The following is an 18251-nucleotide window of genomic DNA, read 5'->3' on the forward strand; positions in this document are numbered from 1 at the left end:
GATCGAGAAAGGGCACCTCGTTGAAGAGCATGGTCAGATTGGCGGCGAAACGGGGCATGGACCGCTCCTGAAATGTGTGACGGACAAGGCGGAAAGCCGGGGCGGCGCGACATGGCGCCGTCGCCGGCAGGTCGGGCGTGGAACGACGACGAGTGTGGACCACCTGTCCGTCGTTCGCATGAAACGGCCGCGGAACCAAGCGCGCGCCGATCCGATCCACCTATGACGGCGGAGCGGACGGCGCGCGAGCGGCAGAGCGTCAGGCCGGTTCCTTGGCGGTGTCCAGCGGCAGGTCGAGCACTTCCTCGAACTCGTTCACGGCGTCGATCTCGACACCCATGGCGATGTTGGTGACGCGCTCGAGAATGAACTCCATCACCACCGGCACCTGGTGCTCGGCCATCAGGGCCTTGGCCTTGACGAAGGCGTCCTTGAACTCGTTGGGCGAGGAAACGCGCACCGCCTTGCAGCCGAGGCCTTCCGCGACCGCGACGTGATCGACGCCATAGCCGGCATTTTCCTCGGCATTGATGTTGTCGAAGGCGAGCGAGACCTCGAAGTCCATGTTGAAGCCGCGCTGGGCCTGACGGATCAGGCCGAGATAGGAGTTGTTCACGACGACATGGATGTAGGGCAGCTTGTGCTGGGCGCCGACCGCGAGTTCCTCGATGAGGAACTGGAAGTCGTAATCGCCCGAGAGCGCCACGATCTCGGCATCCGGGTCGGCCGCGCGCACGCCGAGCGCCGCCGGGAGCGTCCAGCCGAGCGGGCCGGCCTGGCCGCAATTGATCCAGTTGCGCGGCTTGTAGACGTGCAGCATCTGCGCGCCGGCGATCTGGCTGAGGCCGATGGTCGAGACATAGCGGGTGTCGCGGCCGAACGCCTCGTTCATCTCTTCATAGACGCGCTGCGGCTTCAGCGGCACGTTGTCGAAATGCGTCTTGCGCAGCATGGTCTTCTTGCGGTCGAGGCATTCCTTGGCCCAGGCCGAGCGGTCCTTGAGCTTGCCGCTCGCCTTGTAGTCCTTGGCGACCTCGATGAAGAGCTCCAGCGCCGCCTTGGCATCGGAGACGATGCCGAGATCGGGGCCGAACACGCGGCCGATCTGGGTCGGCTCGATGTCGACATGGATGAACTTGCGGCCCTTGGTGTAGACCTCGACCGAGCCGGTGTGGCGGTTCGCCCAGCGATTGCCGATGCCGAACACGAAGTCCGAGGCCAGCATGTTGGCATTGCCGTAGCGGTGCGAGGTCTGCAGGCCGCACATGCCGGCCATCAGGTCGTGATCGTCGGGGATGGTGCCCCAGCCCATCAGGGTCGGGATCACCGGCACGCCAGTCAGCTCGGCGAACTCGACCAGCAGGTCGGAGGCGTCCGCATTGATGATGCCGCCGCCGGAAACGATCAGCGGCTTTTCCGCCTCGTTCAGCATGGCGATGGCCTTCTCGGCCTGCTTGCGCGTGAGCTTGGGCTTGTAGACCTCGAGCGGGGCGTAAGTGTCCTCGTCGAACTCGATCTCGGCGAGCTGGACATCGATCGGCAGGTCGATCAGCACCGGGCCGGGACGGCCGGAGCGCATGATGTGGAACGCCTGCTGGAACACCATCGGCACCAGCGCCGGCTCGCGGACCATCACGGCCCATTTGGCGACCGGCTTGGCGATGGATTCGATGTCCACCGCCTGGAAGTCTTCCTTGTAGAGGCGCGCGCGCGGCGCCTGGCCGGTGATGCACAGGATCGGGATCGAATCCGCGGCGGCCGAGTACAGGCCGGTGATCATGTCGGTGCCGGCGGGGCCGGACGTGCCGATGCACACGCCGATATTGCCGGCCTTGGCGCGGGTGTAGCCTTCGGCCATGTGCGAGGCGGCCTCGACATGGCGGGCGAGCACGTGGCGCGTCTTGCCATAGGCGCGCATCGCGGAATAGAGCGGATTGATCGCGGCACCCGGCACGCCGAAAGCGGTGGTGACGCCTTCCTTTTCGAGCACTCGGATCGCCGCGTCGACGGCACGCATCTTGGCCATTGCATTCCTCCTGACGCCTGTTGCCGGAGGCGGTGTCGCGCTTCCCCCGAGGCCGAGGCGGCGAGGGCGGGAAGGCGGCCCGAACATCCGACAGTGCGGCGTGTTGATCTTCTCCCGGTTCCGGTGCCTGCGCCCGTTATTCGGAATTCCGTTGTGCGGTGCAGTGCGTTCATTCCCGCTGTGCGGGATGAATTTCCGAAATCGCGGCAAACATGCCACGACCGACCCTTTTCCGCAATACGGGATGTATTTCTGATTTGCGAAAAAAAGCCGGATGCGTCTTTATGCTGAGAAGCGCCGGGAGACGGGGGATGCCATAACCGTCCGGGGGGCGAATTCGGTTGGGCGAGAGGTGCCACGCGCATGCAGGATGCCGTCACGACGACCCGCCGCCGCGGCCGTCCCTCCGCTTCGGGGGGCGCGGAAGGTGGCGGAGAGGTGCAGTCGCTCGATCGCGCCATCGCGCTGCTCGAAGTGCTGGCGCTTTCCGACGGCATGACCCTGAGCGAGGTCGCGCGCCGCGCCGAATTGCCGACTTCCACCGTGCATCGCCTGCTCACCACGCTGGAGCGGCGCGGGCTGGTGGGGCATGAGGCGGAGACCGGGCACTGGATGGTCGGGCTCGGCCTGTTCCGCATCGGCTCGGCTTACTTGCGCATCCGCAAGCTGCCCGAGATCGCCCGCGCGCTGATCCGCGAGCTGTCGCACGGCGTCAACGAGACGGTGAACCTGTCGCTGATCGACGGGCCGCATCTGATCTGCGTGGCGCAGGTGGAGAGCCATGCGGCGGTGCGCGCGTTCTTCCGCATCGGCGGCGACCTGCCGATCCATGCCTCGGGTGGCGGCAAGGCTATCCTCGCGGCGATGAGTGTGGAAGCGCGCCGCGCCTGGCTCGGCGACGACCAGCTCAAGCGTTTCACCGAGCACACCCATGTCAGCCGCCGCGCGCTTCAGGTCGACCTCGCCTCGATTTCCGAGCGCGGCTTTTCGATCGACGACGAGGAGCACACGCCGGGCATGCGCTGCGTGGCCGCTGCGGTGCTCGACGAATGGCGCGAGCCGGTCGGCGCGCTGTCGATTTCCGCCCCCGTGGTCCGCATGCCGCCCGAGCGCATCGCCGATCTCGGCATCCGCGTGCGCGAGGCCGCACAGCGGCTGACGACGCGTTATTCGGGGCTGTGAGGGGCGCGTCCCCCGTCTTTCCTTGATGTGGAGATAAACGGCGCAGCGCCGCGTCGGCGCGCGACCGTGCCTGTCGGTGCGCGCCATGCCCGGCTTGGTGCCTCCGGGCGACGCCGCGTCAGCTTCGGGGCTATCCGGCGTCGCGGCAATTCGTGATCGGCGGCGCCGTGGACATCAAGCACGAACGCGACCGCGCGGAGTTCTCGGTACACGGACCGGGGCGGTGTCGCTCTGGCGCCGGGGTTTCCAGGCGATACCGTCGCGCCATCAGCCTTGAAAGCAGCACGCCCGAACAAAAAAATGCCGGCGCTCGAAAAAGCGCCGGCATCAGTCGCCTAGGAGGAACCGAACGTGCCGGAGACTGCCCGGGCCGGGTCTTGCGATCCGGTTGGAGACAGGCCCCGAAGCGTCCTGCTCCGGGAGGCTCGGGGGCCATGCGGCGGGCCGGGCGATTGCCGCGGCTGGGGCCGGATGGCCGATCCTTTCCGCGTCGGGCGCGGAAGAGCGGGCGACGCGCGAGGCGCCGCCCGGAAGGTCTGGCTCAGACCGCCTTGGCGTCGTGCAGGGCCGAGATTTCTTCCTGCGAGTAGCCGAGATCGGCGAGCACTTCGTTGGTGTGCTGGCCAAGCAGCGGCGAGGCGGTCACGTTGACCTCGACGTCCGAGAACTTGATCGGCGAGCCGACGGTCAGGTACTTGCCGAGCTTGGGATGATCGACCTCGACCACGGTGCCGCTGGCGCGCAGCGACGGGTCATTGGCGATTTCCTTCATCGACAGCACCGGCGCGCAGGGGATGTCGAACTTGCGCAGGATGTCGATGGCCTCGAACTTGGTCTTGTCGGCCAGCCAGCTCTCGATGAAAGCGAAGATGTCGAAGATCTTGTCCTGGCGGGCTTCGGCGGTGTTGTAGGCCGGATCGTCGATCCACTCCGGCTTGCCGAGAGCCTTACAGATCGGCGCCCAGGCATGGCCCTGAATGGTGAAGTAGATGTAGGCGTTCGGGTCGGTTTCCCAGCCCTTGCACTTCAGCACCCAGCCCGGCTGACCGCCGCCGCCGGCATTGCCGCCGCGCGGAACCACGTCCGAGAACTCGCCGTGCGGGTACTGGGGATACTCTTCGAGATAGCCCAGCGCATCGAGGCGCTGCTGGTCGCGCAGCTTCACGCGGCACAGGTTCAGCACCGAATCCTGCATCGACACGGCGACCTTCTGGCCCTTGCCGGTCTTCACCTTCTGGTGGAGCGCGGTGAGGATGCCGATGGCGAGGTGCATGCCGGTATTGGAATCGCCGAGCGCGGCGGCCGAAACCGTCGGCGGGCCGTCCCAGAAGCCGGTGGTGGAGGCGGCGCCGCCGGCGCACTGCGCGACGTTCTCGTAGACCTTCAGGTCCTCATAGGCATGGCCTTCCGAGAAGCCCTTCACCGAGGCGAGGATCATGCCCGGGTTGAGTTCCTGGATGTGCGCCCAGGTGAAGCCCATGCGATCGAGAGCGCCGGGGCCGAAATTCTCGACCATCACGTCCGACTCTTTGATCAGCTTGGTGAGGACTTCCTTGCCCTGGGGGGTCTTGGTGTCCAGCGTCAGCGAACGCTTGTTCGAGTTCAGCATGGTGAAATAGAGCGCGTCGGCGTCCTTGACGTGGCGCAGCTGCGAACGGGTGACGTCGCCCGCGCCGGGACGCTCGACCTTGATCACGTCGGCGCCGAACCAGGCCAGGAGCTGCGTGCAGGCGGGACCCGCCTGAACGTGCGTGAAGTCGATGATCTTAATACCTTCGAGCGGCTTAGTCATCTTGGTCGAATTCCTTTCAAGCGCTCGACTTGTTCACAATACGCTGGCTCTCCCAGCCGTACCGACAAGTCGAAACTTCACCCCGAACGGGTGAAAACTCCACTTCTCCCTACGCCATTCCCACGCACAGGCGGAAATGCCGGCCCGGGCGATGCATGGACCGGAAGCCTTCTCGGCTTCCGGCGCCCGCCTCGGATACATGTCCCGCAACCGCGTCCGCACGACGCCGGCCGCGAGCCATTCCTGTGCGGGCGGCGACGCACGGGGCGCCGCCACCCGGAACTCTCATTCGGCGGCGAGCGCCACCGGCGTGCCGACCGCGCCGGACGCCTTGACCTTGGCGATCTCGTCGCTGCTGAGGCCGAGCACGGAGGCGAGGATTTCCTCGGTGTGCTCGCCGAGCAGCGGCGAGCGCTCGACCGACACGTCATTGTCCGACAGCTTGATCGGGTTGCCGACGGTCAGGTAGGCGCCGCGGGTCGGGTGCTCGACCTCCACCAGCGTGCCGGTCTCGTAGAGCGAACGCTCCTCGGCGATCTCCTTCATGGAGAGCACCGGCCCGCACGGGATGTCGTACTCGTTGAGGATGTCCATCGCCTCGAACTTGGTGTGGGCCATGGTCCACGCCTCGATGCGATGGAAGATCTCGTTGAGATGCGGCAGGCGACCGGCCGGGGTCGCGTAGTCGGGATGGGTCTTCCAGTCCGGCTCGCCGATCACGTCGCAGATCTTCGCCCAGACCGGGGCCTGGGTGATGAAGTAGATATAGGCGTTGGGATCGTGCTCCCAGCCCTTGCACTTCAGGATGCGGCCGGGCTGGCCGCCGCCGGAATCGTTGCCGGCGCGGGGAACCGCGTCGCCGAACGGGTGGCCTTCGCCGAACTGGCTGTATTCGCGCAGCGGGCCGCGCTCCAGGCGCTGCTGGTCGCGCATCTTCACGCGGCACAGATTCAGCACCGCGTCCTGCATGGCGCACAGCACCTTCTGGCCGCGGCCGGTCAGCGTGCGCTGGTACAGCGCGGTGACGATGCCGAGCGCGAGGTGCAGGCCGGTGCCGGAATCGCCGATCTGGGCGGCGGTGACCAGCGGCAGGCCGTCGCGGAAGCCGGTGGTCGAGGCCGAGCCGCCGGTGCACTGGGCGACGTTCTCATAGACCTTGCAGTCCTCGAAGGGACCGGGGCCGAAGCCCTTGACCGAGGCAAGGATGATGCGCGGGTTGATCTCCTGGATGCGCTCCCAGGTGAAGCCCATGCGATCGAGGGCGCCCGGCGCGAAATTCTCGACCATCACGTCGCACATCTTGACCAGATCCTCGAGCACCTTCTTGCCCTCGGGGTTCTTGGTGTCGAGCGTGATGGAACGCTTGTTGGAGTTCAACATCGTGAAATAAAGACTGTCCGCGTTCGGGACGTCGCGCAGCTGGCCGCGCGTGACGTCGCCTTCGCCCGGACGTTCCACCTTGATCACGTCGGCGCCGAACCAAGCCAGAAGCTGGGTGCAGGACGGGCCAGACTGAACATGGGTGAAATCGAGGACGCGAACGCCGTCGAGTGCCTTGCCCATGGGGTTCCTCTCGAGAATGGTTAGCTCGGCTTTGTTTTTATTGCCGATTGCTGGTGTGACTTCGGAGATCACGGACGGGACGCACGTTTCCCGGCCGCTTCGGGCCCCGCCGGGCCGGGCTGTCGTCCGGCGGAAGGCGGGGTCCTGGCTGGTGACCCGAGGGGGCCGGCCGGGGCGGATGAGCGCCGGCCGGTACCTGCCTCAGGCAGGCATCACTTCTTCTTGCCGACCACGCTCTGCGGGTTGAGGCTGCCGATATTGCCGCTCTCGGAGCCGGCGGCCGGATCGATCGCCGCGTTGATGAGGGTCGGCTTGCCGCTGTCCATCGAGGCTTCGACGGCGCTGCGCAGTTCGTCCGGGGTGGTGACGTGGTAGCCGACGCCCCCGAAGGCTTCCATCATCTTGTCGTAGCGCGAGTCCGGCACGAACACGGTGGTCGCGGGATCGCGGCCGGTCGGGTCGACGTCGACGCCGCGGTAGATGCCGTTATTGTTGAAGACCACCACGGTGACCGGCAGGTTGTAGCGGCAGATCGTCTCCACCTCCATGCCGGAGAAGCCGAAGGCCGAGTCGCCCTCGACCGCCAGGACCGGCTGGCCGGTCTCGACCGCCGCGCCGACCGCGAAGCCCATGCCGATGCCCATCACGCCCCAGGTGCCGACGTCCAGGCGCTTGCGCGGCTTGTACATGTCGATGATGCCGCGGGCGAGGTCGAGCGTGTTGGCGCCTTCATTGACCAGGATCGCGTCGGGGCGGGCCGCCATCACGTCCTTGAGAACGCCGAGCGCCGAGTGGAAGTCCATCGGGGAGGAGTTCTTCTTCAGGCGGGGCGCCATCTTGGCGATGTTGGCTTCCTTGCGGGTCTTCAGCGTGCCGACCCAGTCGGCCGGAGCCGCCGGCCAGGAGCTGTCGATACCGGCGTTCAGCGCGGCGATGACCGAGCCGATGTCGCCGACCAGCGGAGCGACGATCTCGACGTTCGAGTCCATTTCCTTGGGCTCGATGTCGATCTGGATGAACTTCTTGGAACCGGGCTCGCCCCAGGTCTTGCCCTTGCCGTGCGACAGCAGCCAGTTCAGGCGGGCGCCGACCAGGACCACGACGTCGGAGTCCTTGAGGGCCACCGAGCGGGCGGCGCCGGCGGACTGCTCATGGGTGTCGGGCAGCAGGCCCTTGGCCATGGACATCGGCAGGAACGGGATGCCGGTCTTCTCGACGAATTCGCGGATTTCCTCGTCGGCCTGCGCGTAGGCCGCGCCCTTGCCGAGGATGATCAGCGGCTTCTTGGCGGACTTCAGCACGTCCAGCGCGCGCTTCACGGCGGCGGGGGCGGGGAGCTGGGCCGGGGCGGCGTCGATGACCTTGACCAGCGACTTCTCGCCTTCGGCCGCATCCATCACCTGCGAGAACAGCTTGGCCGGCAGGTCGAGATAGACGCCGCCGGGACGGCCCGAGACCGCCGCGCGGATCGCGCGGGCCACGCCGATGCCGATATCGGCGGCGTGCAGCACGCGGAACGCCGCCTTGCACAGCGGCTTGGCGATGGCGAGCTGGTCCATCTCCTCATAGTCGCCCTGCTGGAGGTCGACGATCTCGCGCTCGGAGGAGCCGGAGATGAGGATCATGGGGAAGCAGTTGGTGGTGGCGTTCGCCAGCGCGGTCAGGCCGTTGAGGAAGCCGGGCGCGGAAACGGTCAGGCAGATGCCGGGCTTCTTGGTGAGGAAGCCGGCGATCGCGGCGGCGTTGCCGGCGTTCTGCTCATGGCGGAACGAGATCACCCGGATGCCTTCGGCCTGCGCCATGCGGCCGAGATCGGTGATCGGAATGCCGGGCACGCCGTAAATGGTATCGATGCCGTTGAGTTTGAGCGCATCGATGACGAGGTGAAAGCCGTCGGTGAGCTCCTGCTCTTCTGCGCCGGCGTTGACGTCGATGACTTGTGCGACTGCGGACATCCCGTATTCCCTCCCAATGCAATCCGGCGGGTTTTTGCCGCCCTAATCTAAATCTACATGGCTCTCGACGTGCCGGGCCAGCCGGAGCGTGTGGTCCCGGACCAGCCTTTCGGCACGGTCCGCGTCCCGTGCCTCGAGAGCGAGGATGATCTCCTGATGGTCGGCCGCCGAACGCTGCGCCCGGTCCATTTCGAAGATCGTGCGATGGCGGATGGCCCGAACATGGAAGAACAGGTTGTCCGTCATCGCGGCGAGCAGAGAGGAGCCGCTCAGCCGGATCAAGCCCTGGTGGAAGGCGATATTCGCGGAGGAATAGTCGTCGTTCCGTTCACGCTCGATCCGAGAAGTATCGAACTCCTTGTAGTAGGCCCTTAATTCGGCGATCGCCTCGTCGCTGGCACGCAGCGTGGCAAGACGGGCCGCCATACTTTCCAGTGCCGCCCAGGCCTCGATCATTTCGATGATCTCGGCCTTGGTGCGGCGAACCACCAAAATTCCCCGCCGGGGCACGGCGCGGAGCAGGCCTTCCTGCTCCAGCATCGCGACCGCCTCGCGGACGGGCGTCCGGCTTGCGCCCAGACGCTCCGAAATATCCCGCTCGTCGAGCAGCACCGGCTCGTTGGAGCCGTAGATGTTCATGTTGGTGATAGCTTCCTTGAGGGCGGCGTAGGCCTTGCTCTTGAAGCTCTCCTTGGCCGGCAGGCGCTCGATGGACAAGCCATGGTCGCCGCTCTGCCAACGCTTATTCAGAACTGCCTTGCTGCTCACACGAATGTCCTCGGAGGACATACCCGCAGGAGTCCTCTGAATTTGGCATACCAAATACCAACATGTCAATCGGATATCCCCATAGCCGGGGATGGCGGCGCTCCTTTTTCCCTAGCGTAACGAGCGGCGGCCCGACCTTTCTGTGAAGGCCTTTTGGCGTGGCTACCATCGTTGCGTATGCAATATACCACGACATTTTCCGCGTGGCGAGGGCGCGCGAACAGTTTGATGTCCGCGAGAGCAGAAAGTTCTCGATCCGCTGGCGCGCTACGCGCTCAAATGGCGCGGGCGCTGGCTCAGGACGGGAATTTCCCGTGCTTTTCCACATGGGCGGCGAGGCCCAGAGTGTGCTCGCGCACCAGCCGTTCCGCGAGGTCGGCATCGCGGGCCACCAGTGCGGTGATGATGGCGCGGTGCTCCTGCAGCGAGCGCTCCGAGCGATTCTCCTGGCGCACCGACACCGCGCGGATGCCGCGGATGTGGATGAACAGGTTCTCGGTCATCTCGCCGATCATCGCGCAGCCCGAGAGCCGGATGACGGTCTGGTGGAACCGGATATTGGCGTCGGAATATTCGTTCATATGCTCGGAGGGTGCCCCGCCCTCGAAGTCATGGAACATGTCGCGCAGGCTGGCGAGGTCGCGCTCGCTCGCGCGGGTGGCGGCAAGGCGGGCGGCCATGCTCTCCAGCGCGGCCCACACGGTGATCATCTCGATGATCTCGCGCTTCGACTTGCGGACCACGAAGATTCCGCGCCGGGGAACGGAGCGCACGAAGCCTTCCTGCTCCAGCACGGTGAGCGCTTCCCGGATCGGGGTGCGGCTCACGCCGAGGTCGGCGGAGAGCTGCCGTTCGTCCAGACGGATCTCGTTGTCCTGGCCATACATGTCCATCTCGGTGATGGCTTTCTTGATGGCGTCGTAGGCCAGCGTCCGCAGGCTGGTATTGGCGGCGAGAGGGGCGATGTTGAGGCGGGTCTGGGTATCGGCGGCTTCCACGGGCGGCGTCCTCGTCGGTCAGGTGTCTTATTGTTGTTTTGTCTTGTTTTTTCTGTTCCGGCGCGACGGCCGCGAGCCCTTGCCGGTGGGCGCGGGCGGCGGCACGGCACGCCTGATTCTCGAATGCGGCATTCCAGATGCCAAGCATTATCTATCGCGCCCCGAATGTCCATTGCGGGCGCTTTTTCGGCCAAACCTCACGCAACGTAAGAAGTGCCAAAGTATTACGTATGGGAATATGACCCTGCGTAAATACCGTGCTGTGAAAATTTCGCAAGGCTGGTATTCATAATATTGCATTCTCGGAAAAATGCCTTATGCGTTGGGTAATGGCTCCCTCGGTATCTTGCGGAAGCAGGGTGACCGTTAGCGTATTCAACAAAAATAATAGAGCTATTGCGAGCAATTACGTTGGGAAACGTTCGAGGAAACAATGGAAACTACCGCAGCGGCATCTCTGAATAAGACTCGTTGGCTCCAGCTTGCGTTTGGCGTGATCTGCATGTGCATGATCGCGAACATGCAGTACGGCTGGACGTTCTTCGTCGGCCCGATGCAGGAACGCCATGGCTGGGATCGCGCGGCGATCCAGGTCGCGTTCTCGATCTTCATCGTCACCGAGACCTGGCTGGTGCCGGTCGAGGGCTGGTTCGTGGACAAGTACGGCCCGCGCATCGTCGTGCTGTTCGGCGGCCTGATGTGCGGCCTGGCCTGGGTGATGAACTCCTATGCCACCACCCTCACCGTGCTCTACATCGCTGCGGCGGTCGGCGGCATCGGCGCCGGCGCGGTGTACGGCACCTGCGTGGGTAACTCGCTCAAGTGGTTCCCGGACAAGCGCGGCCTGGCGGCCGGCATCACCGCGGCCGGCTTCGGCGCGGGCTCGGCCCTGACCGTGATCCCGATCCAGAACATGATCAAGAACCAGGGTTACGAGGCGGCGTTCCTGTATTTCGGCCTCGCCCAGGGTATCGTCATCACCGTGCTGGCCCTGTTCCTCATGGCGCCGAAGAAGGACCAGATCGCGGCGGCCGCGAAGAGGGTTGCCGCCAGTGTCGCCCAGTCGGCCCGCGACTTCTCGCCCAAGGAAATGCTGACCACCCCGCTGTTCTGGGTGATGTACGCCATGTTCGTCATGATGGCCGCCGGCGGCCTGATGGCGACCGCTCAGCTCGGCCCGATCGCCAAGGATTTCGGCATCGCCGACGTTCCCGTCAGCCTGATCGGCATCACCCTGCCGGCCCTGACCTTCGCTGCCGCCATCGACCGCGTGCTGAACGGCCTCACGCGTCCGTTCTTCGGCTGGGTGTCGGACAAGATCGGCCGCGAGAACACCATGTTCGTCGCGTTCGCCATCGAGGGCGTCGGCATCTATGCGCTGAGCGTGCTCGGCCACAACCCGGTGCTGTTCGTCATCCTCACCGGCCTGGTGTTCTTCGCCTGGGGTGAAATCTACAGCCTGTTCCCCGCCATGTGCGGCGACGCCTTCGGCTCGAAGTTCGCCACCACCAATGCCGGCCTGCTCTACACCGCCAAGGGCACCGCCGCGATCATCGTGCCGTTCACCAGCATCATCACCACCGTGACGGGCAGCTGGCACGCGGTGTTCGTCTCGGCCGCCGCGCTCAACATCATCGCCGCGGTCATGGCGCTGGCGATCCTGAAGCCGCTGGCCTCGGCGCATAGCCGCCGCGCCTCGGCCGCCAACAACGCCGCCAAGGTGATTGCGGCCGAGTAATCCGCCCTCAATTTTCCGGGCCTTTTAGAAGGGCGCGTCTTCGGACGCGCCCTTTTTCGTTCGCGCCTGTGGCAGGGCGCCGCAGCGCCGTTCAGTTGTGGCAGCGTAATCCGCCCGGTTCCCGACACGGTTCGGCCACCTTCTCAAGTCGTGCCCCATGGTCCCTCGCAATCGAACCATGGCAATCGTCGCGGGCTGTTCCTTAGCGTTGCTGATTTTTAATGATCATAAACGGGTTTATAATTAAGGGGAGTCGACTCTATTATCGATATTAATATTTGTATTGTCTTATATTGGTGAAGGTTATCCAAGGCGAATGCTTGCATATTCCCGAAATGCGAAGAGTCCATAAAAGGCGATTGGCATACATAATATTGTCTATTATGATCATCACCATGCGGGTCGGATCCCTCAACCTTGCGTCAGTCGTCGTGCAGCCTGCGCGCGCTGCCGCCGGGACGGTGGGACCGGATCACTGATGAACACCCTAAAAGCCGCGCAAGCGGCCGCGGCAGGACGGCGTAGAGCCGGCCTGCGGCCAATAATGTCAAGACGCTGCCGATCCCTGGTCAACGGGGGCGAGTAGCCGACAAGAACAAGCCGATCCGCGGCGATCATTAATTTTGGAGAGGAGAAACGCCTGTGAGCGCCTATTCGCAGACGCCGGCGGCCGTGGGGCCCGGCAAGGATTTTTCGGAAAGCCGTCGCTGGATTCAGCTCGCCGTCGGTGTGGTCTGTATGGTGGCTACGGCCAACATCCAGTACGCCTGGACGCTGTTCGTGCCTGAAATTCAGGAGACTTTCGGCTGGGAGCGCGCCTCGATCCAGATCGCCTTCACGATCTTCGTGCTGGTGCAGACCTGGCTCGCCCCGATTGAAGGCTACTTCATCGATAAGCTCGGCCCCCGCTTCATGGTCGCCTTCGGCGCCGTGATGATCGGCACCGCCTGGGTGCTGAACTCGCAGGCCACCACGCTGTTCGCGTTTTATGTCGCGGCCGCGGTCGGCGGCGTCGGCGTCGGCTGTATCTACGCGACCTGCATCAACAACGCCCTGAAGTGGTTCCCCGATCGCCGCGGCCTCGCCGTCGGTCTGACCGCGGGCGGCTATGGCGCCGGCTCCGCCGCGACCATCCTGCCGATCGCCGCCATGATCGAGTCCTCGGGCTTCCAGGAGACCTTCTTCTTCTTCGGTCTGCTCCAGGGCGGCCTGGCCTTCATCGCGGCGTGGTTCCTGCGCTCGCCGAAGGTTGGCGAAGTGAAGCCCTCCGACAAGCTGTCGCAGACCCGTCGCGACTACACGCTGAAGGAAGCGCTGAACACCCGCCTGTTCTGGCTGATGCTCCTGATGTTCACCTGCGTCGTCACCGGCGGCATGATGGCGGTCGCCCAACTCGGCGTCATCGCGCAGGACCTCGGCGTGAAGGAGTTCAAGGTCAACCTGTACTTCTTCACCATGGCCGCCCTGCCGCTCGCCCTGATGCTCGACCGCGTCATGAACGGCATCTCGCGTCCGCTCTTCGGCTGGATCTCGGATCATATCGGCCGTGAAAAGACCATGGTCATCGCCTTCTCGCTCGAAGGCGTCGGCATCATCGCTCTGGGCTATTTCGGTCACAATCCCTGGGCGTTCCTCATCCTCTCGGGCGTCGTGTTCCTGGCCTGGGGTGAAGTCTACTCGCTGTTCTCGGCGCTGGCGGGCGATGCCTTCGGCACCAAGCACATCGGCAAGATCTACGGCGTGCTCTACACCGCCAAGGGCATCGGCGCGCTGTTCGTTCCGGTCGGCAACCTGCTGATGGAAGCGACCGGCACCTGGTCGACCGTTCTCTACACCGTCGCTGCCATGGACCTGTTCGCGGCCTTCCTCGCGATCGCCGTCCTGCCCGGCACGCTGAAGCGGCATGTCGCCAAGTCGATCATCCCATCGGCGCCCGGCGCCGCGGGGGACAAGACGGTGGCTTCGGCCCACGCCTGATCCAGGCGAGACGTGAATGACGGGGCGGGCTTCCTTCGGGGAGCCCGCCTTTTCTTTTGGGCAGGGCCATCGGGCGTATCAGAGGCGTTCGTTCAAACCGCGCTCAAGCCACGCTCAGGCCGCGCTCATGCCGCGCTCATCTCGCGCGCAAGCCGCGCCAGAGTGAGCACCTGCGCGCTGGCGGCCGGCCCCACCTCCGCGAGTTCGGCCGCGCCGAACCAGCGGGTCTCCAGCGCGTCGTCCGCCGCCTCGCCCTCGCCGGATTGCCAGCGGCACAGCACAGCGATCATCGCGAAATGGTGCGCGAGCCGTCCTTCGGCATCGTGCTCGATGAAGTCCAGCACCGTGACCAGACGCGGCGCGTCGGCGTGGATGCCGGTCTCCTCGTGAAGTTCGCGGAGCGCGGCGTCGAGATGGCTCTCGCCCACCTCCATGCGTCCGCCGGGAAAGCCCCATAGCCCCTGGTCCGGCGGGTTGGCCCGGCGCACCAGCATCACCTCCTCGCCCCGGAGCACCAGGGCAAGCACGGCGGGAACGGGGCGCGAGGGGCCGGCAGGCGCGGGGCTCATCTTCATCCTTCCGGTGGCGTCACTTCACGAGCGAGGGCAGGGCGTCGAGGAAAATGCCGCGCTGCTTCAGCCCCATGCCGTCCTCATAAGGCTCGGTGCCGACATAGAGCCGCGCGAACACGATACGCCGGTCGTCCTTCTCGCCCCAGCCGACGAACCAGCCGATCGGGCGGTTCCTGTCGCTCTGCCCGTCGGGGCCGTTCAGCCAGGTGCTGCCGGTCTTGCCGTGCACGCTCCAGCCGTCGGCGGCGGTGAAGGTCGGGACGATGGCGCGGGTCTTGTCCTGCGCCTGGAACGAGACCGGCAGCGCGTCGGACAGCAGGCGCCGAAGGAAGCCGGCCTGTTCCTCGGGCGTGATGGCGAGCGAGGAGCCGAGCCAGCTCCGCGTCAGGCCATTGTCCTTTCCGGGGTCGCCGGCCACGTCCTTGTTGCCGTAGTCGAGGCGGGCGACATAGCTGGCAAAGCGCTCCATGCCGAGCCGCCGCGTGATCTCGCGCGAGTACCACACCACCGAATCGGCTTCCCAGATGGTGGGATCGACGGTTTTGCGCACCCGCTCGGGCGCGTCGTACTCGGCCTTATAGGGCCAGGCCGGCGTGGTGGCGTCCTTCAGGATCCCGGCATCGAAGCCGATCACCGCGAGCGGCACCTTGAAGGTCGAGGCCGGCGCAAAGGCGCGGTCGCAGGTGCCGCTGCGATGCAGCGTGTCGCCGGAGGCGGCATCGAGGATCAGCGTGCATTCGAGCGGGGTCGCGGGGCTCGCCTCGGCGGTCAGCGGCTGAAGGGCCTGCTGCGCCTGGGCCGGGGTAAGCCCGAGGGTGGCGAGGAAGGCGAGGGCCGGCAGGTGTTTCCAGTGAAGGGCAGCGGTCATGTGCGGGCCTCTCTAAAAAATGCTTACGCCTCCTGCCTGCACATTCCGACAATGGCGTGGCATCTGCCGTGCCGTCCACCGTTCGGCGCATCTCAGCTAAGGCGCGCCAGCCAGACGGTGAGCCCGCCGCATTCCGGGTCCTCGACCCTTTGCGCCAGGACAGTGAAGCCGTTCTGCGCAAGCAGGCCTCGGTAGTCCGCCGGGTCGAGGCTGCCATGGTAGAGCGCGTCGCCGCCAAAGCGGCCGATCGCCTCGCCATGGCCCGGTCCGCTGGTAAACATCAGCGCGGCACCGGGCGCGGCATGGTCGCGGAAGATCCGAAACATCGGGCGTTGATCGTCCGGGGGCAGGTGAAAGAAGCTGTTCCAGGCCAGCAGGCCATCGAAACGGCGTCCCAGCGCCAGCTGCCTCATGTCGCCCTCGATCCAGCTATGCGTCGGGAGGCGCCGGCGGCACAGGCCGAGCAGCGTCGGCGAGGCATCGAGCCCGGTCAGCCGGCAGCCTTTATCGATCAGATAGCGCGCCACGGGTTCGCCCGAACCGCAGCCCAGGTCGATAATTTCCGCCCCCGGTTTCGGCAGCGCCGCGATGAATCGGTCGAGCCAGATCGCCTCCGCCTTGCGGCGGCCGCCAGTCCGGTCCCATTCATGCGCATGGCGCTCATAGAGCGCGACAACGTCGTCGGCGGGTGAGGTCATCTCGTCTCCCAGGGGCGATGCCGGAGCCTTAACCCGGCATCGCCCGGCGTGTCGTCCGTTTATTCCGCAGCAGGCGCGTAGAGCTGCCCGCCACCGGCGCGGAAACGCTCCGCCATCTCGTTCATGCCGGCCTCGGCCGCTTGCGAATCCGCGGCCCGCGCGGCGTCGCGAATGTCCTGGCTGATCTTCATCGAGCAGAATTTCGGGCCGCACATCGAGCAGAAATGCGCCAGCTTGTGCGCCTCCTTCGGCAGGGTCTCGTCGTGGAAGGCGCGGGCGGTCTCGGGGTCGAGGCCTAGGTTGAACTGGTCCTCCCAGCGGAACTCGAAGCGCGCCCGCGACAGCGCGTCGTCCCAGGCCCGCGCCAGCGGGTGGCCCTTGGCGAGGTCGGCGGCATGGGCGGCGATCTTGTAGGTGATGACGCCGGTCTTCACGTCGTCGCGGTTGGGCAGGCCGAGATGCTCCTTCGGCGTGACGTAGCAGAGCATCGCGGTGCCGAACCACCCGATCATCGCCGCGCCGATGCCGGAGGTGATGTGGTCGTAGCCCGGCGCGATGTCGGTGGTCAGCGGCCCGAGCGTGTAGAACGGCGCCTCGCCGCACACGCTCAACTGCTTGTCCATGTTGGCCTTGATCTTGTGCATCGGCACATGGCCGGGGCCCTCGATGATCACCTGGCAGTCATTGGCCCACGCGATCTTCGTCAATTCGCCCAGCGTCTCCAGCTCGGCGAACTGCGCGGCGTCGTTGGCATCGGCGATCGAGCCGGGGCGCAGCCCGTCGCCGAGCGAGAAGGTGACGTCATAGGCGCGCATGATCTCGCAGATCTCGGCGAAGCGCTCATAGAGGAAGCTCTCGCGGTGATGGGCGAGGCACCACTTGGCCATGATCGAGCCGCCGCGCGAGACGATGCCGGTGACGCGCCGGGCGGTGAGCGGCACATAAGGCAGGCGCACCCCGGCATGGATGGTGAAATAGTCCACGCCCTGCTCGGCCTGCTCGATCAGCGTGTCGCGGAACACCTCCCAGTTGAGGTCCTCCGCGATGCCGCCGACCTTCTCCAGCGCCTGATAGATCGGCACCGTGCCGATGGGGACGGGGGAGTTGCGCACGATCCAGTCGCGGATGTTGTGGATGTTGCGGCCGGTGGAGAGGTCCATCACCGTGTCGGCGCCCCAGCGGATCGCCCACACCATCTTGTCGACCTCGTCCGCCACCGAGGAGGTGACGGCGGAATTGCCGATATTGGCGTTGATCTTGACCAGGAAATTGCGGCCGATCGCCATCGGCTCCAGTTCGCCATGGTTGATGTTGGCCGGGATCACCGCCCTCCCGCGCGCCACCTCGTCGCGCACGAATTCCGGCGTCACGATATCGGGGATCGAGGCACCGAAATCCTCGCCGTCGCGGATGATCTCGCCCATGCGCGCGCGCAGGCCGTTCTCGCGGATCGCGACATATTCCATCTCGGGCGTGATGATGCCGGCACGGGCATAGGCCATCTGCGTCACGCCCGCGCCGGCCTTCGCCCGCAGCGGGCGGTGACGGATCGGGAACGGGGCGACCAGCTTGTCCGCCGGCACATGCCCGTTGTCTTCGGGCTTCACCTCCCGCCCGTCATAGGCCTCCACATCGCCGCGCGCGCTCACCCATGCCGCGCGGGGGCGGGCGAGGCCGGCGGTGATGTCGATGGCGGCGTCCGGGTCGGTGTAGGGGCCGGAGGCGTCATAGACCGCCAGATTCGGCTCATTGGCGGAAGGGTGCAGCAGGATTTCGCGGAACGGCACGCGAAAGCCGCGCTCGGGGCACTCGGCATAGAGGCGGCGCGAACCGGGGATCGGCCCGGTGGCAATGCCGGGCGTGGTGTCTTCGGTGGTCGGCTTGGACGGCATATGGATCTCCTGAAACCATGGGTTACGGAGATCCGGGCGTTGTGACGCTGGGGGGAGAGGGCGGCATGGTCGCCCCTTGCGGGCTGCATGCGCCTTCTGGTTCCGATCCCTTCGCCGGCATGACCCGGATCAGGTTCGAAGGGTCATCGCGGCGGCCCGCCTTGCGGCAGGCCCGTCGATCTCTCAGCCCCTTCACGGGGCTCCCCTTGGAACGGGCGGACT

The 18251-nt window shown here is 65.7% G+C and carries 14 protein-coding genes and 1 riboswitch; of the genes, 4 read left to right on the forward strand and 10 right to left on the reverse strand.

From position 1 onward, the window contains the following. On the forward strand, positions 1-226 hold a 226-nt coding region (locus tag MKI84_RS17940), incomplete at its 5' end, for a hypothetical protein (RefSeq protein WP_241621629.1). Between the two features lie 33 nt (positions 227-259). On the opposite strand, the gene gcl is transcribed toward MKI84_RS17940, so the two are convergent. Then, a complete protein-coding gene (gcl, locus tag MKI84_RS17945) occupies positions 260-2026 on the reverse strand; it encodes a glyoxylate carboligase (RefSeq protein ID WP_241621630.1) in 1767 nt (588 codons plus the stop codon). Positions 2027-2389: 363 nt separating this feature from the next. On the opposite strand from gcl, the gene MKI84_RS17950 reads away from it, so the two are divergent. Continuing rightward, positions 2390-3208 carry an IclR family transcriptional regulator gene (locus MKI84_RS17950; RefSeq protein ID WP_241621631.1) on the forward strand — a complete coding sequence of 273 codons (819 nt, stop codon included), beginning with the start codon at positions 2390-2392 and terminating at the stop codon, positions 3206-3208. Between the two features lie 541 nt (positions 3209-3749). On the opposite strand, the gene frc (MKI84_RS17955) is transcribed toward MKI84_RS17950, so the two are convergent. The 5 genes from frc (MKI84_RS17955) to MKI84_RS17975 all read right to left on the reverse strand — a co-directional run bounded on the left by frc (MKI84_RS17955) (position 3750) and on the right by MKI84_RS17975 (position 10284). Continuing rightward, the gene (gene frc, locus MKI84_RS17955; protein ID WP_241621632.1) at positions 3750-5000 is read right to left on the reverse strand and encodes a formyl-CoA transferase; all 1251 of its coding nucleotides are present in this window, start codon (positions 4998-5000) and stop codon (positions 3750-3752) included. A gap of 285 nt (positions 5001-5285) precedes the next feature. Further along, positions 5286-6563, reverse strand: a complete 1278-nt coding sequence (gene frc / locus MKI84_RS17960; RefSeq protein WP_241621633.1) for a formyl-CoA transferase — start codon at positions 6561-6563, stop codon at positions 5286-5288. Positions 6564-6775: 212 nt separating this feature from the next. Then, complete coding sequence (oxc, locus tag MKI84_RS17965; RefSeq protein ID WP_241621634.1) at positions 6776-8518, reverse strand: oxalyl-CoA decarboxylase; 1743 nt, start codon at positions 8516-8518, stop codon at positions 6776-6778. Between the two features lie 42 nt (positions 8519-8560). Beyond that, entirely contained in the window at positions 8561-9307 is a 747-nt protein-coding gene (locus tag MKI84_RS17970) for a GntR family transcriptional regulator (RefSeq protein WP_241621635.1), read from the reverse strand. A 275-nt stretch (positions 9308-9582) separates the two neighbouring features. Then, the gene (locus tag MKI84_RS17975) at positions 9583-10284 is read right to left on the reverse strand and encodes a GntR family transcriptional regulator (RefSeq protein ID WP_241621636.1); all 702 of its coding nucleotides are present in this window, start codon (positions 10282-10284) and stop codon (positions 9583-9585) included. A gap of 433 nt (positions 10285-10717) precedes the next feature. Between MKI84_RS17975 and oxlT (MKI84_RS17980) the strand changes: the two genes are divergently transcribed. Then, complete coding sequence (oxlT, locus tag MKI84_RS17980; RefSeq protein ID WP_241621637.1) at positions 10718-12022, forward strand: oxalate/formate MFS antiporter; 1305 nt, start codon at positions 10718-10720, stop codon at positions 12020-12022. A 738-nt stretch (positions 12023-12760) separates the two neighbouring features. Further along, the gene (oxlT, locus tag MKI84_RS17985) at positions 12761-13999 is read left to right on the forward strand and encodes an oxalate/formate MFS antiporter (RefSeq protein ID WP_241621773.1); all 1239 of its coding nucleotides are present in this window, start codon (positions 12761-12763) and stop codon (positions 13997-13999) included. Between the two features lie 125 nt (positions 14000-14124). On the opposite strand, the gene MKI84_RS17990 is transcribed toward oxlT (MKI84_RS17985), so the two are convergent. From MKI84_RS17990 to thiC, 4 genes are all read right to left on the reverse strand, one after another. Continuing rightward, a complete protein-coding gene (locus MKI84_RS17990; protein ID WP_241621638.1) occupies positions 14125-14568 on the reverse strand; it encodes an NUDIX hydrolase in 444 nt (147 codons plus the stop codon). 19 nt (positions 14569-14587) lie between these two features. Beyond that, complete coding sequence (blaOXA, locus tag MKI84_RS17995; RefSeq protein ID WP_241621639.1) at positions 14588-15439, reverse strand: class D beta-lactamase; 852 nt, start codon at positions 15437-15439, stop codon at positions 14588-14590. Positions 15440-15531: 92 nt separating this feature from the next. Beyond that, positions 15532-16137: a class I SAM-dependent DNA methyltransferase gene (locus MKI84_RS18000; protein ID WP_241621640.1), complete on the reverse strand. Its 606-nt coding sequence runs from the start codon at positions 16135-16137 to the stop codon at positions 15532-15534. 59 nt (positions 16138-16196) lie between these two features. Beyond that, positions 16197-18029, reverse strand: a complete 1833-nt coding sequence (gene thiC, locus MKI84_RS18005) for a phosphomethylpyrimidine synthase ThiC (protein WP_241621641.1) — start codon at positions 18027-18029, stop codon at positions 16197-16199. An 88-nt stretch (positions 18030-18117) separates the two neighbouring features. After that, positions 18118-18246: riboswitch (TPP riboswitch) on the reverse strand. Between the last annotated feature and the right edge of the window lie 5 nt (positions 18247-18251).

Origin of the sequence: Ancylobacter gelatini (assembly GCF_022601675.1) — a bacterium.
GTDB classification, from domain to species: Bacteria; Pseudomonadota; Alphaproteobacteria; order Rhizobiales; family Xanthobacteraceae; genus Ancylobacter; species Ancylobacter gelatini.

Excerpts from the sequence above, each read along its gene's own strand:
- gcl (WP_241621630.1), bottom strand. The coding sequence starts at position 2,026 with ATGGCCAAGATGCGTGCCGTCGACGCGGCGATCCGAGTGCTCGAAAAG.
- MKI84_RS17950 (WP_241621631.1), top strand. The coding sequence starts at position 2,390 with ATGCAGGATGCCGTCACGACGACCCGCCGCCGCGGCCGTCCCTCCGCT.
- frc (WP_241621632.1), bottom strand. The coding sequence starts at position 5,000 with ATGACTAAGCCGCTCGAAGGTATTAAGATCATCGACTTCACGCACGTT.
- frc (WP_241621633.1), bottom strand. The coding sequence starts at position 6,563 with ATGGGCAAGGCACTCGACGGCGTTCGCGTCCTCGATTTCACCCATGTT.
- oxc (WP_241621634.1), bottom strand. The coding sequence starts at position 8,518 with ATGTCCGCAGTCGCACAAGTCATCGACGTCAACGCCGGCGCAGAAGAG.
- MKI84_RS17970 (WP_241621635.1), bottom strand. The coding sequence starts at position 9,307 with ATGTCCTCCGAGGACATTCGTGTGAGCAGCAAGGCAGTTCTGAATAAG.
- oxlT (WP_241621637.1), top strand. The coding sequence starts at position 10,718 with ATGGAAACTACCGCAGCGGCATCTCTGAATAAGACTCGTTGGCTCCAG.
- oxlT (WP_241621773.1), top strand. The coding sequence starts at position 12,761 with ATGGTGGCTACGGCCAACATCCAGTACGCCTGGACGCTGTTCGTGCCT.
- MKI84_RS17990 (WP_241621638.1), bottom strand. The coding sequence starts at position 14,568 with ATGAGCCCCGCGCCTGCCGGCCCCTCGCGCCCCGTTCCCGCCGTGCTT.
- blaOXA (WP_241621639.1), bottom strand. The coding sequence starts at position 15,439 with ATGACCGCTGCCCTTCACTGGAAACACCTGCCGGCCCTCGCCTTCCTC.
- MKI84_RS18000 (WP_241621640.1), bottom strand. The coding sequence starts at position 16,137 with ATGACCTCACCCGCCGACGACGTTGTCGCGCTCTATGAGCGCCATGCG.
- thiC (WP_241621641.1), bottom strand. The coding sequence starts at position 18,029 with ATGCCGTCCAAGCCGACCACCGAAGACACCACGCCCGGCATTGCCACC.